This window comes from Pseudomonas sp. ZT5P21 (assembly GCF_054897785.1).
Map to the genome: position 1 here is coordinate 3,185,657 of NZ_CM142705.1, position 14,063 is coordinate 3,199,719.

A 14,063-nucleotide genomic window follows, 5' to 3' on the forward strand; every position below is an offset into this window, starting at 1 on the left:
CTGTTACTGTACGGCCCACAAAGCCCAAGCCGCCTGGATCGGATCTCTGACTTGAAGCGTCCCCTCCTCCTGTTCCTGATCAGCCTGGCCTTGAGCTCTTCCGCAAGCGCGACGATCAGCGAAAGCCATGGTTATGCGCAGTTCGGCACGCTCAAGTACCCGGCCAGATTTACCCACTTCGACTGGGTCAACCCGCAAGCGCCCAAGGGCGGCACGTTGCGGGTGATGGCGTTTGGCACCTTCGATACGCTCAACCCCTACACATTCAAGGGATCGAGCCCGGTTTCCACCGCGAATTTCCTGCAATACGGCATCAATGAGCTGAACGAACCGCTGATGGCAGGCACTGGCCAGTACGCACCGTCCGGCGACGAGCCCACCTCCAGTTATGGCCTGATCGCCCAATCGGTGGAATACAGCGAAGACCGCAGTTGGGTGGTGTTCAACCTGCGCCCCGAAGCACGATTTCACGATGGCACGCCGATCAACGCTTACGACGTCGCATTCTCCTACCGGTTGCTGCTCAAGGAAGGCCATCCGCAATACCGCACCAATCTTCAGGAAGTGTTGCGGGTCGATGTGCTCAACCCACAGCGCATCCGTTTTGTTTTCAAGCGCGCCGGTAATCCGCTGATGATCCTGCGCCTGGGCGAACTGCCGGTGCTGCCGCAGCATTACTGGAAAAGTCGCGATTTCAAGGCCACCACCTTCGAGCCGCCGCTAGGCAGCGGTCCTTATCGCATCACCTCGGTCACGCCCGGACGCCAGCTCGTGTTCGAACGGGTCAAGGATTACTGGGGCAAAGACCTGCCGGTCAATCGCGGCAAGTACAACGTCGACCGCATGGAAGTCGAGTTTTACCGAGACAGCGACGTCGCTTTCGAAGCGTTCAAGGCCGGCGAGTTCGACATCTACATCGAGCACCAAGCCAAAAACTGGGACAACGGCTACCGCTTTCCGGCGGTCACCCGCGGCGACGTGATCAAGGCGCAGATTCCACACCAGATCCCGACCCAGAGTCAGGGCCTGTTCATGAACACCCGGCGACCGGTCTTCTCCGACACCCGAGTCCGTGAAGCGTTGGGGCTGATGTTCGACTTCGAGTGGACCAATCGCACGCTGTTCAGTGGCGCCTATAAACGCGCCATGAGTTTTTACCCCAACAGCGAATTCTCCGCCACCGGTCTGCCCGTCGGGCATGAATGGCTGATGCTGAAGCCGTACCGCGAGCAATTGCCCGCCAAACTGCTCACCGAGCCGTTCAGCTTGCCGCAGACCCAAGGGCGCGGCATCCCAAGAGACACCATGCGCAAGGCCCTGAGCCTGCTCGCCGAGGCCGGCTGGAAGCTTGACGGCCAACATATACAGAACGTTGCCGGACAACCGCTGCGTCTGGAAATTCTGTTGGTCAACCCGAACCTGGAACGCATCCTCCAGCCTTATGTCGAGAACCTCGCCAGCATCGGCATCGACGCCCGGTTGCGTACGGTGGATCGCGCCCAGTACAAACAGCGCCTCGACCAGTTCGATTTCGACATGATTCTTATGACCCTCAGCCAGACCCTCAGCCCCGGACTGGAGCAATGGCAGTATTTCCACTCCAGCCAGGTCGGGGTCAAAGGCAGCAAAAACTATGCGGGCATCGCCAACCCGGTGGTCGATCATTTACTTGAACAATTGCTCGCCGCCCAGACCCGCGATGAACAGGTTGCCGCCGGCAAAGCCCTGGACCGGGTGTTGTTGTGGCAGCACTACATCATTCCCAACTGGTACCTCAATTATCACCGTTTGGCCTACCGCAATCGGTTCGCCTTCGTCACCACGCCGCCCTACACGTTGGGCCTGAGCGCGTGGTGGCTGAAATCTTCGGAGAAAGATCGATGAAACCCTTACGTGCCCTGCTCTTGCAGGCCAGCGGCCTGTTGTTCGCCGGGCTGGCCTGCGCCGCCCCGCAACATGCCCTGACCTTGTACAACGAACCGCCGAAATACCCGGCCGACTTCAAGCATTTCGACTATGTGAACCCTGATGCGCCCAAGGGCGGAATCTTTCGTCAGGCCGGATTCGGTGGCTTCGACAGCCTCAACCCGTTCATCAGCAAAGGCGTGCCGGCCGATGATGTCGGCATTATTTACGACACCCTGGCCAAACAGGGTCTCGATGAGCCGTTCACGGAATACGGGCTGGTCGCCGGCAAGATCGAAAAGGCCCCGGACAACAGCTGGGTACGTTTTTACCTGCGCCCCGAAGCGCGCTTCCACGACGGTCATCCGATCCGTGCCGAAGACGTGGTGTTCAGCTTCCAGACCCTGATCAAGGACGGTGCGCCGCTGTATCGCGGTTACTACAACGATGTCGACGAAGCGGTCGCCGAAGATCCGCTCACGGTGCTGTTCAAGTTCAAGCACAGCAACAACCGCGAACTGCCGCTGATCCTCGGCCAGTTGCCGGTGCTGCCGAAACACTGGTGGGCGAGCCGGGATTTCAACAAGGGCAACCTGGAGATTCCGTTGGGCAGCGGTCCGTACAAGGTCAGCGAAGTGAAGGCGGGCCGATCGATTCGCTATGAGCGGGTCAAGGATTACTGGGGCAAGGATCTTCCGGCCAACCGCGGTTTCTACAACTTCGACGTGATGAGCACCGATTACTACCGCGACAACACCGTGGCGCTGGAAGCACTCAAGGCGGGTCAATTCGATTACTGGCTGGAAATGAGCGCGAAAAACTGGGCCAACGCCTACAACATCCCGGCGGTCACCGAAGGTCGGCTGAACAAGGAACAGATCCCCAACGGCAACCCGACCGGCATGCAGGGTTTTGTGTTCAACCTGCGCCGTCCGGTATTTCAGGACGTGCGTGTACGTCAGGCGCTGACGCTGCTGCTGGACTTCGAATGGACCAACAAGCAACTGTTCAACGGCGCCTATGTGCGCACCCGCAGTTACTTCGAAAACTCGGAAATGGCTGCCACCGGCCTGCCCGACGCCGATCAACTCGCCATCCTCGACCCGTTCCGCGGCAAGATTCCCGAACAGGTCTTCACCGAGGCTTTCCAAAATCCGGTGACCGATGCCAGCGGCATGATCCGTACGCAGCAGCGCAAGGCTTATCAACTGCTGCAAGAGGCAGGCTGGCGGATCGTCGACGACAAAATGGCCGACGCCAACGGCAAGCCGGTGACCCTCGAATTCCTGCTGGCACAGACCGAATTCGAACGGGTGCTGCTGCCGTTCAAGCGTAACCTCAGCGACCTGGGCATCGACCTGGTTATCCGCCGGGTCGACGTCTCGCAGTACATCAACCGCGTGCGCTCGCGGGACTTCGATATGATCGTCGGCAGCTTCCCGCAGTCCAACTCGCCGGGGAACGAGCAGCGCGAATTCTGGATGTCTGCCGCCGCCGACAAACCCGGCAGCCGTAACTCCATGGGGTTGAAAGACCCGGTAGTGGACCAACTGGTCGAGCAACTGATCAACGCCGATTCGCGCAACAGTCTGGTGGCTCATGCCCGCGCACTGGACCGCGTGCTGCAATGGGGCTATTACGTGATCCCGAACTGGCACATCAAGACCTGGCGCGTGGCTTACTGGAACCACATCGGCCATCCGAAAATCTCACCCCGGTACGACATCGGCACCGCCACCTGGTGGATCAAGCCGAACGTGACACCGGCGATAGAAGTCGAAACCAAACTGCAAGCCGACCCTGCGGGCACGGAGTAATAGATGCTGGCGTATATTTTTCGGCGACTGCTGCTGATCATTCCGACATTACTTGGCATTTTGTTGATCAATTTCGTGATCATCCAGGCCGCCCCCGGTGGCCCGGTGGAACAGATGATCGCCAAGCTCGAAGGCTTCGAAGGCGCCACCAGCCGCATTGCCGGCGGCGGTGCCGAAGTGTCGGTGGCCGGTTCCGCCTATCGCGGCGCGCAAGGCCTGGACCCTGCGCTGGTGAAAGAAATCGAGCACATGTACGGCTTCGACAAATCCGCGCCGGAACGTTTGTGGATCATGATCAAGAACTACGCCACCCTGGATTTCGGCGACAGCTTCTTCCGTGACGCCAAGGTCATTGACCTGATCAAGGAAAAGATGCCGGTGTCGATCTCCCTGGGATTGTGGAGCACGCTGATCATGTACCTGGTGTCGATCCCGCTGGGGATCGCCAAGGCCACGCGACACGGCAGCCACTTCGATGTCTGGACCAGTTCGGCGATCATCGTCGGCTACGCGATCCCGGCGTTCCTGTTCGCCATTCTGCTGATCGTGGTGTTCGCCGGCGGCAGCTATTTCGACTGGTTCCCGCTACGGGGACTGACCTCGAACAACTTCGATGAACTGAGCATGGGCGGCAAGGTGCTCGATTACTTCTGGCACCTCGCGTTACCGGTGACGGCGCTGGTGATCGGCAACTTCGCAACCATGACCCTGCTGACGAAAAACAGCTTCCTCGATGAAATCAACAAGCAGTACGTGGTGACGGCGAAAGCCAAGGGCTTGACCAATCATCGGGTGCTTTACGGCCACGTTTTCCGCAACGCCATGCTGCTGGTGATCGCCGGATTCCCCTCGGCTTTTATCGGGATCTTCTTCACCGGCTCGCTGCTGGTGGAGGTGATCTTTTCCCTCGACGGTCTCGGCCTGATGAGTTTCGAAGCCGCGATCAACCGCGATTACCCGGTAGTGTTTGGCACGCTGTTCATCTTCACCTTGCTCGGTCTGGTGGTGAAACTGATCGGTGACCTGACGTACACCTTTGTCGATCCGCGCATTGATTTCGAAACTCGGGAGCATTGAGATGAACCTGTCCCCTCTCAATCGCCGACGCTTCGAACTGTTCAAGGCCAACAAGCGAGGCTGGTGGTCGCTCTGGCTGTTTCTGCTGCTGTTCGGCCTGAGTCTCGGCGCCGAGCTGATCGCCAATGACAAACCGCTGGTGGTCCATTACGACAACGGCTGGTATTTCCCGGCGCTGAAGCGTTACCCGGAAACCGCGTTCGGCGGCGAGTTTCCGCTGGAAGCCAACTACAAGAGCCCGTACATCCGCGAACTGCTCAAGGCCAAGGACGCCTGGGTGCTGTGGGCGCCGATTCCCTACAGTTACCAAAGCATCAACTACGACCTGAAAGTCCCGGCCCCGGCGCCACCGTCGACCGACAATCTGCTGGGCACGGACGATCAGGGTCGCGACGTGTTGGCGCGAGTGATTTACGGCTTCCGGATTTCGGTGCTGTTTGCCCTGACGCTGACCATTCTCAGTTCGATCATCGGTGTTATTGCGGGTGCCTTGCAGGGTTTCTATGGCGGTTGGGTGGATCTGGCCGGGCAGCGTTTTCTGGAGATCTGGTCCGGGTTGCCGGTGCTGTACCTGCTGATCATTCTCGCCAGTTTCGTCCAGCCGAATTTCTGGTGGCTGCTGGGGATCATGCTGCTGTTTTCGTGGATGAGCCTGGTGGACGTGGTCCGCGCCGAGTTCCTGCGTGGGCGTAATCTCGAATACGTGCGCGCAGCCCGGGCGCTGGGGATGCAGAATGGTGCGATCATGTTCCGCCATATCTTGCCCAATGCGATGGTCTCGACCATGACCTTCATGCCGTTCATCCTGACCGGTGCCATCGGCACGCTGACCGCGCTGGACTTCCTGGGTTTCGGTTTGCCGCCGGGCGCGCCATCGCTCGGTGAGCTGGTCGCCCAGGGCAAATCCAACCTGCAAGCGCCGTGGCTCGGCATGAGCGCGTTTGCGGTGCTGGCGTTGATGTTGAGTCTGCTGGTGTTCATCGGCGAGTCCGCTCGCGATGCCTTCGACCCGAGGAAGTGAAATGAATCAGGACAATCTGATCGAAGTGCGCGACCTGTCTGTCGAATTCATCGTCGGCGAACGTTGTCAGCGCGTGGTCGAAGGTGTCAGTTTCGACATCAAGCGCGGGGAAACCCTGGCGCTGGTCGGCGAAAGCGGTTCCGGCAAATCGGTGACCGCGCACTCGATCCTGCGCCTTCTGCCCTACCCGCTCGCCCGGCACCCGTCCGGCACCATCGAGTATTCCGGGCAAGACCTGCTGAGCCTGAAAGAGAAAACCATCCGCCACATTCGCGGCAACCGGATCGCGATGATCTTTCAGGAACCGATGACGTCGCTCAATCCGCTGCACTCGATCGAGAAGCAGATCAACGAAGTCCTCGGCCTCCACAAAGGCCTGATCGGCAAAGTCGCGACCCGGCGCACGCTGGAGTTGCTGGAGATGGTCGGCATTCCCGAGCCGCACAAGCGGCTCAAGGCCTTGCCTCACGAATTGTCCGGCGGCCAGCGCCAGCGGGTGATGATCGCCATGGCCCTGGCCAACGAGCCGGAGCTATTGATCGCCGATGAACCGACCACCGCGCTGGACGTGACCGTTCAGCTGAAAATCCTCGAATTGCTCAAGGAATTGCAGGCCCGCCTTGGCATGGCGTTGCTACTGATCAGTCACGATTTGAACCTTGTACGAAGAATTGCGCATCGCGTATGTGTCATGCAGCGCGGTTGCATCGTCGAACAGGCATCGTGCGAAGAGTTGTTCCGCGCGCCGCAGCATCCGTACACTCGGGAACTGCTGGCTGCGGAGCCCAGCGGCAAGCCTGCGACCAACGTTATCGGGCCGCCGTTGCTGCAGGTCGAGGACCTGAAAGTCTGGTTCCCGATCAAGAAAGGTTTACTGAAAAAGACCGTCGATCACATCAAAGCGGTGGACGGGATCAATTTCAGCCTGCCTAAGGGACAGACCCTGGGCATTGTGGGAGAAAGCGGTTCGGGCAAGTCGACACTCGGGTTGGCGATCTTGCGGCTGATCGGCAGCAAAGGCGCGATCCGTTTTGAAGGCAAGCAGCTAGACTGTCTGACGCAGCAACAGGTCAGGCCGCTGCGTCGGGAGATGCAGGTGGTGTTTCAGGACCCGTTCGGCAGCCTGAGCCCGCGGATGTGCGTGAGCCAGATCGTCGGAGAAGGCCTGCGGATCCACAAGATGGGCACTGAGGCGGAACAGGAACAAGCGATTATTGCGGCACTGAAAGAGGTAGGTCTGGATCCGGAAACCCGGCACCGCTACCCCCACGAATTTTCCGGTGGGCAACGGCAAAGAATCGCCATTGCCCGGGCATTGGTGTTAAAACCGGCGCTGATTCTGCTGGACGAGCCGACATCGGCCCTCGACCGGACAGTGCAGCGCCAGGTGGTGGAGTTACTGCGTTCACTGCAAACCAAGTACAACCTGACGTATCTGTTTATCAGCCATGACCTGGCTGTCGTCAAAGCGCTGAGCCACCAACTGATGGTGGTCAAGCAGGGCCAAGTGGTCGAACAGGGTGACGCGCAAAGTATCTTTGCCGCCCCCCAACATCCGTATACACAGCAGTTGCTGGAAGCCGCTTTTCTGGCACCAGCCACTGCGCAATAACCTGAAAGAGAGGAGCAACACATGGGTTTTCTCGCCGGTAAGCGCGTACTGATCGTCGGTGTCGCCAGCAAGCTGTCCATCGCATCCGGCATCGCTGCCGCCATGCATCGCGAGGGCGCTGAGCTTGCCTTCACTTATCAGAACGACAAACTCAAGGGTCGTGTCGAAGAGTTCGCACAAAGCTGGGGTTCCAACCCGGACCTTTGCTTCCCGTGCGACGTGGCCAGCGATGAAGAAATCGCCAAGGTTTTCGTTGAGCTGAGCAAGAAGTGGGACGGTCTGGACTGCATCGTGCACTCCGTTGGCTTTGCCCCGGGCGACCAACTGGACGGTGACTTCACCGAAGCCACCACCCGTGATGGTTTCCGCATCGCTCACGACATCAGCGCGTACAGCTTCGTGGCCCTGGCAAAAGCCGGTCGCGAAATGATGAAAGGCCGTAACGGCAGCCTGCTGACCCTGTCGTATCTCGGCGCCGAGCGCACCATGCCGAACTACAACGTAATGGGCATGGCCAAGGCTTCGCTGGAAGCTGGCGTACGTTACCTGGCCGGTTCCCTGGGCCCGGACGGCACCCGCGTCAACTGCGTATCGGCCGGTCCGATCCGCACCCTCGCGGCTTCCGGCATCAAGAACTTCCGCAAGATGCTCGCTGCCAACGAAGCGCAAACGCCGCTGCGTCGCAACGTCACCATCGACGAAGTCGGCAACGCCGGCGCCTTCCTGTGCTCGGACCTGGCGTCCGGCATCAGCGGTGAAATCATGTACGTGGACGGTGGCTTTAACACCACGGCCATGGGCAGCCTCGAAGAGTAATCTTCGGTAGACCAATTAAAAAACCCGCCTCGCCAGGCGGGTTTTTTATGCGTGCGATTTCCCAGGCAACTGCAATACCCAGTGGGAACGGGCTTGCTCGCGAAGCGCTGATATTCCACTGCAATTCCAGCCTACCGGTGCGATGCTCTCTCGACCTCACTCAACAGTTCATCGATCGAGTGGTGAAGATGCTTGTCGTACTCAACCTGGCCAATGCTGAAGCGGATGTCATAGCCACGACGCATCGTGGCGTTGCGTTCGTCGAGGATTTCTTCGAGCCGCGCCTTGATCGCGCTCAGCTCCACGGCGCTTGAACCGGTCAGCAAGGCGACAAATTCGTCGTCGTCGAGCCGGCCGATCACATCGCTTTCACGAAAGGCGATACGCAGCACGTCAGCGAAAGTTTTCAGCGCATCGTCACCTTTGGCACGACCGTACAGATAGTTGATATGTTTGAAGTTATCGAGGTCGAAATACAGCAAGGTGGCCGGTATTTCCAGGCGCTGACAAGCATCCAGCCCCAGTTGGGCCAGTGAAATGAAGCCGTGGCGGTTGGAGAGCAAAGTCAGCTCATCCATGCTCGCCATGGTCACGCCCATCACTTCCTGTTCGGCCTGGCGCGCCCTGTCGCGCAGCACTTCACGTGGCTGTTGCGGCGAGAGCGACGGTTCTGGGCTAACGCCATGTTTGACTGGTTTGCCTGGGATCAACACGACTCACTCCAGTGGCAGGTATGTTCTTTAGAGTCGTCACTACCGCTTTGACTCCGTGCTAACGGACCGCCGGTCAGGTGCCCGCTACCGGACAAGGCCCTCCAGCCTCCGCCCAGCGCTTGAATTGAGTCACGAAAACATCGTGCGGCACCGGTACCGGCGCCCTTCCCTCCCCCGGATTCCAGCCCCACAGCACCAGTTTGTCGTCGCTGACGTGCTTGATCAGCGCCGCGAAATCCCGGTCACCATTGCTGCTGCGGTTTTTGATCATCGCGCACAGCTTGTCGGCGGGCAGCCCGATCCAGGCCATTTTGTGTGCTGCGGGCGGCAGGCTCCAGTGCGGCGCACCCGGCGGAGCATGCGGGCCGTAACTGGCCGGCGGGTTGTTTTCGGCATGGCAGGTGGCGCAGGGCAAGCCCGCCGCACCCTTGCCGTCCATGCCCCGGACCACGCTCATCGCATGGGGCATCCCGGCGTCGAACTGCAACGGCGAATCGCCGGGAATATGGCAGTTCTGGCAACGCGGGTTCTGGAAGACTTTCTGCACGGTATCGAACGCCTTCAACGCTTCCGTGTCTTCAGCGAACAGGTCCGAGGCGTAAACGGCCAGGCCGACCAGCACCACTGACCCAAGCACGAGATGTCGTTTCATCTCACACCCCCGACAGCTGCAAGGGCAATTCGCGCAAACGTTGCCCGGTCAGGGCGAACACTGCGTTGGCCACGGCCGGTGCCGTCGGCGGTACGCCGGCCTCGCCGATGCCACCGGGTTTGTCGGTGCTGGGCACAATGTGCACCTCTACCACCGGCATTTCATTGAGCCGCAACACCTGATAGTCGTGATAATTGGACTGCACCACCTGCCCATTCTTGAAGGTCAACTTGCTGTGCAAGGTAAACCCGAGGCCAAAGGTGATGGCCGACTCCATTTGCGCCACAATGCTCATCGGGTTAACCGCGATGCCGCAGTCCACCGCACACACCACCCGATGCACGCGGATTGCCAGGTTATCCTGGGACACTTCGACGACTTGAGCGACATAACTGCCAAACGACTCATGCACCGCAACACCCAGCGCGTGACCCTCCGGCAAAGGCGCTGTCCAGTTGGCTTTCTCCACCGCAAGATTGAGCACACCCAGATGCCGTGGATGTTCCTTGAGCAGGGTTCGCCGATAGTCCACCGGATCCTTACCGGCCGCCTCCGCCAATTCGTCGATCAGCGACTCCATCACGAACGCGGTGTGGGTGTGCCCGACTGAACGCAGCCACAGCACGGTGATGCCGGTTTTCGGTGAATGCAGTTCCACCTGATAATTGGCCATCTTTGCAAGGTAAGGACTGTCGGCAACGCCTTCGACCGACGTTTTGTCGATACCGTTCTTGACCATGGTTGCCTCCAGCATCGTGCCGACCATGATCGACTGCCCGACCATCACGTGCTTCCACGCCATCGGCATCCCGCCGGCATCCAGCCCGATGCGCGCCTGGTGCAGGAACGCCGAGCGGTAGTAGCCACCGCGAATGTCGTCCTCCCTCGACCACACGGTTTTCACCGGTCCGCCCGCCGCCTTCGCGACCTCCACGGCCTCAGCGACAAAGTCCGAAGTCGGATTGGCCCGACGGCCGAATCCGCCCCCCAGAAACTCGGTGTGAATCTCGACCTGTTCGGGTTTCAGCCCGGTGATTTTCCCCGCGATCATCTGATCCAGAGTCTGAAACTGCGTGCCAGTCCAGATCTCGCATTTGTCCTGAGTGATTTTGACCGTGCAGTTGAGCGGCTCCATCGGCGCATGAGCTAGGTACGGCACGCTGTACTCGACGTCGATGGTTTTTGCCGCTTTGGACAAAGTGCCCTCGGCATCGCCCGCCTTGCTGGCTGGGGCGCCAGGCGTGGCCGCGAGTTTGCGGAAGCTTTCCAACAGGTTCTGACTGTCGAGCCCGGCATTCGGCCCCAAGTCCCAATCGACCTTGAGCGCATCACGGCCCAGCTTCGCCGCCCAATAATGAGCGGCAATCACCGCGACGCCGCTCGGCACTTGCACGACTTTGTGCACGCCCGGTATCGCCAGCGCTTCGCCCCCCTCAAAGGATATGACATGGCCGCCCAACACTGGCGAACGCGCGACCATGGCGGTCATCAGGCCATCGAACTGCACGTCCATGCCGAACCTGGCGCGGCCAGTTATTTTCTCGGGTGTGTCCAGGCGCTTTGTGGGTTTGCCGATGACCTTCCAGTCCTTCGGCTCCTTGAGTTTTATCGACGCAGGATCCGGTACCGGCAGTTTGCCCGCGTCATCGGCCAATTCGCCGTACGTGACGCGGTTGTCGCCGGCAATGACCACGCCCGACTCGGTGCGAAGGTTGGAAGGCGCGACATTGAAGCGTTTGGCGGCGGCATCGATCAGCATCAAACGCGCCGCTGCGCCGGCCAGACGGTAGCGGTCGAATTCCATCCAGGTCGAGGTCGAACCGCCAGTGATCTGCATCCCGCCAAACTTGGCCATTCCGTAATCGGCCGTCGATGCGGGTGAGTGTTCGACACGGATTTTCGACCAGTCGGCGTCCAGTTCTTCGGCGATCAGCATGGTCAGGCCCGTCCAGATGCCCTGACCCATTTCAGAATGGCCGAGCAACACGGTGACGCTGTTGTCGTTACCGATTCGTAAAAAGGCATTGGGCGCGAAGACGTTGCCCTGATCCTCCGCGCCCATGGCAAAACGGTGTGTGCCGGGGATGACAAACGCGACCACCAGCCCACCGCCCAGCAACGCGCTGCCCTTGAGGAAACCCCGGCGCGATAACGGGTTGATGCTGTTCATGGCCCAGCCCTCTCAACCGATGTCAGCGGCGCGTTTGACCGCGGCACGAATCCTTGGGTAAGTGCCGCAGCGGCAGATGTTGCCGGAGAGCGCCTGATCGATGTCGCTGTCCGTGGGCTTGGGGATCTTCGCCAGCAACGCCGCCGCCGACATGATCTGCCCGGACTGACAATAACCGCACTGGACCACGTCGAGTTCGGCCCAGGCCTGTTGCACCGGATGCGATCCATCAGTGGAAAGGCCTTCGATGGTGAGGATTTTTTGTCCGTGGGCCACAGCGGTGGCGGGCGTGATGCAGGAGCGAAGTGGCGCGCCATCGACGTGCACGGTGCAGGCGCCACACTGGGCGATGCCACAACCGAATTTGGTACCTGTCAGGTGCGCGACGTCCCGCAGGACCCAGAGCAACGGCATGTCCGCGGGGACGTCCAGCTCCTGATCCTTGCCATTGATGTTCAAGGTCAGCATGGTGAATTTCCTCAGACTCACCGTATAGCTAAGCGCAAATTGCCGGGCGATACCGGTTCATCGACCACCGGTACTATCAAGACCGCCGCAAACTTATATCGGAGCAAACTCGCTTCTACAGGGTAAACACCCGGTGCATCGCCGAACGGGAGGCGCTAAACCCTCGGTTTGAGCAACACGCCGGTGTAGCGCACCAGGAACAGTCCGAACGCGGCACACCAGAACAGCGCGGACAGTGCCAGTCCATCCCCGGAAAACGGCACTAGAAACACCCGGCACCCGCCAGCGATCATCAGCAGAAAAAACCCGACAACAACCGTTTTCGGCGGCTGCAATAGCCGCCCGGTATGTCCGAGGCTGACACGCGCAATCATCGCCAGGATCAACCCGCCGATCCCGCCGACGGCCAATGAATGTGTGGCCAGACTCTGTTGTGGCATTGCACCCGCGTGCCACAGCGCCATGGCCAGTGCAGCAATCGCCAGCCACGCATACGCCAGATACATCGACCACAACAGCGGCACCCGCCAGATCCCCCTGTCATGCCAACGCCACAGGCGCAGCAGGTGCAAACCGCCGATCAACAGAAACAGCGCAGCGAGCCAGCCTCGGGTGACATCGTTCAAACCGCTGGCAAACGAAATGGCGGCCAGCAAACTGCTCGCCAACAACACTCTGGTTTGCATCGGATGTGCAGGGTTGGCCGCAGGACGATTCAAGCCGCGCTGGATAAAGAACGGGATGACGCGCCCGCCAATCACACTCATCAACGCGCCGATCAACCACACAGCAGCCAGCACACCGCGCCGTTGCAGACCGGCGTCATCAGTGGAAATCCCCCACAGCGTCATGGCCTGAGTCGCGGCCAGCAGCGCGACGACCAGCAGAATCGGATAATTGTCGCGTTTACCGGCGGCCACCAGATCCCGCCCCAGCACCCACGCCAGCAACGGCAGAAAAGGAATCTGCAGCGCAACCAACACGATCGCAGGGATCGGCATCAGCCACGCCAGCCGCGCCAACAGCCATACCAGCAGCAGACCGAACAGAGGCCAACCGTTAAGCCCGGGACGCCCGGTCCAGTTCGGCACCGCCGTCAGCAAGAATCCGGCGATGATTGCCGCTGCGAACCCGAAAGGCATCTCGTGCCGATGCCAGTTCAGCATGCCGCCCTCCGGTTGCGCGCCGGGCAAGCGCCCGTACAACCATAACCCCCAGACCGCCACGGCGATGGCCGCAAACCCGGCGCCGGCGAGAAAGAACGGACGAAAGCCGAGACTGAAAACCGGTGCAGCGGCGAACTTGCGCATCAAGCGGCCGCCCAGACTGGGTCAGTGCCGATCCGGTACTGGGCCAGCAGGCGCATGACGTAGCCGATCTTGATCAGGGTCGGGCCGATGATGGTCATGGCATGCATCGAAACCAACGCCACGATCGGCAGATGCCCCACGTGAAGATAAGCGCCGTAAATTCCCGCCAGCAGCAGCGCCAGGCCGGCGACCAGGACTTTGCTTGACAGGTGCAAGACATTTTGAGGATTGCTGAAGTAAGCGAACATTTTTTCGTACTCCTGAAGCAGACAAGTTGTACGTTCGTCACATCAGGTTTCGTGCCAGGATTGTCAGGCCTGTAAATCAACGAGTTAAATCGAAAGCAGTCAATTTGACCTAACCTGCAAATAGTCAATAGGACTGCATTAGAGGTCATATTGACTCGCGGCTGTCTGACCGGCAATTTGTCGATCTACGGTAGTCCCGGACGACGACAGGCTGGCTACGCTGAAAGCTCAGCATGATTCCCGAGTAGAGGAGC

12 protein-coding genes are annotated in these 14,063 nt (G+C 59.9%); 6 read left to right on the plus strand and 6 right to left on the minus strand.

Annotated elements, in window-relative coordinates; genetic code table 11:
* Nucleotides 1-69 precede the first annotated feature (69 nt).
* From ACYZT9_RS14875 to fabI, 6 genes are read left to right on the plus strand one after another with little or no spacing between them, the layout of a single operon-like run.
* A complete protein-coding gene (locus ACYZT9_RS14875; protein ID WP_462010227.1) occupies nt 70-1,884 on the plus strand; it encodes an extracellular solute-binding protein in 1,815 nt (604 codons plus the stop codon).
* Entirely contained in the window at nt 1,881-3,722 is a 1,842-nt protein-coding gene (locus ACYZT9_RS14880; RefSeq protein ID WP_462006192.1) for an extracellular solute-binding protein, read from the plus strand. Before ACYZT9_RS14875 ends, ACYZT9_RS14880 begins: the two co-directional genes overlap by 4 nt.
* Before the next feature lie 3 nt (nt 3,723-3,725).
* Entirely contained in the window at nt 3,726-4,799 is a 1,074-nt protein-coding gene (locus ACYZT9_RS14885) for a microcin C ABC transporter permease YejB (protein WP_462006193.1), read from the plus strand.
* Between the two features lies 1 nt (nt 4,800).
* The gene (locus ACYZT9_RS14890) at nt 4,801-5,820 is read left to right on the plus strand and encodes an ABC transporter permease (RefSeq protein ID WP_150817216.1); all 1,020 of its coding nucleotides are present in this window, start codon (nt 4,801-4,803) and stop codon (nt 5,818-5,820) included.
* Nucleotide 5,821: 1 nt separating this feature from the next.
* Nucleotides 5,822-7,432, plus strand: coding sequence for an ABC transporter ATP-binding protein (locus tag ACYZT9_RS14895; RefSeq protein WP_462006194.1), 1,611 nt, complete (start codon nt 5,822-5,824; stop codon nt 7,430-7,432).
* A gap of 21 nt (nt 7,433-7,453) precedes the next feature.
* Nucleotides 7,454-8,248 (plus strand): enoyl-ACP reductase FabI, encoded by a 795-nt coding sequence (fabI, locus tag ACYZT9_RS14900; RefSeq protein WP_462006195.1) that lies wholly within the window; start codon nt 7,454-7,456, stop codon nt 8,246-8,248.
* A gap of 131 nt (nt 8,249-8,379) precedes the next feature.
* On the opposite strand, the gene ACYZT9_RS14905 is transcribed toward fabI, so the two are convergent.
* The 6 genes from ACYZT9_RS14905 to ACYZT9_RS14930 form a co-directional block, all read right to left on the minus strand.
* On the minus strand, nt 8,380-8,961 hold the full coding sequence (locus ACYZT9_RS14905) for a GGDEF domain-containing protein (RefSeq protein WP_462006196.1): 582 nt from the start codon (nt 8,959-8,961) through the stop codon (nt 8,380-8,382).
* A 73-nt stretch (nt 8,962-9,034) separates the two neighbouring features.
* Nucleotides 9,035-9,613, minus strand: coding sequence for a hypothetical protein (locus ACYZT9_RS14910; protein WP_462006197.1), 579 nt, complete (start codon nt 9,611-9,613; stop codon nt 9,035-9,037).
* Nucleotide 9,614: 1 nt separating this feature from the next.
* The gene (locus ACYZT9_RS14915; protein WP_462006198.1) at nt 9,615-11,783 is read right to left on the minus strand and encodes a xanthine dehydrogenase family protein molybdopterin-binding subunit; all 2,169 of its coding nucleotides are present in this window, start codon (nt 11,781-11,783) and stop codon (nt 9,615-9,617) included.
* A 12-nt stretch (nt 11,784-11,795) separates the two neighbouring features.
* The gene (locus ACYZT9_RS14920; RefSeq protein ID WP_462006199.1) at nt 11,796-12,251 is read right to left on the minus strand and encodes a (2Fe-2S)-binding protein; all 456 of its coding nucleotides are present in this window, start codon (nt 12,249-12,251) and stop codon (nt 11,796-11,798) included.
* A 155-nt stretch (nt 12,252-12,406) separates the two neighbouring features.
* Nucleotides 12,407-13,561, minus strand: coding sequence for an NnrS family protein (locus ACYZT9_RS14925; RefSeq protein ID WP_462006200.1), 1,155 nt, complete (start codon nt 13,559-13,561; stop codon nt 12,407-12,409).
* Nucleotides 13,561-13,809, minus strand: a complete 249-nt coding sequence (locus ACYZT9_RS14930) for a transmembrane sensor/regulator PpyR (protein WP_462006201.1) — start codon at nt 13,807-13,809, stop codon at nt 13,561-13,563. Before ACYZT9_RS14930 ends, ACYZT9_RS14925 begins: the two co-directional genes overlap by 1 nt.
* Nucleotides 13,810-14,063 lie beyond the last annotated feature (254 nt).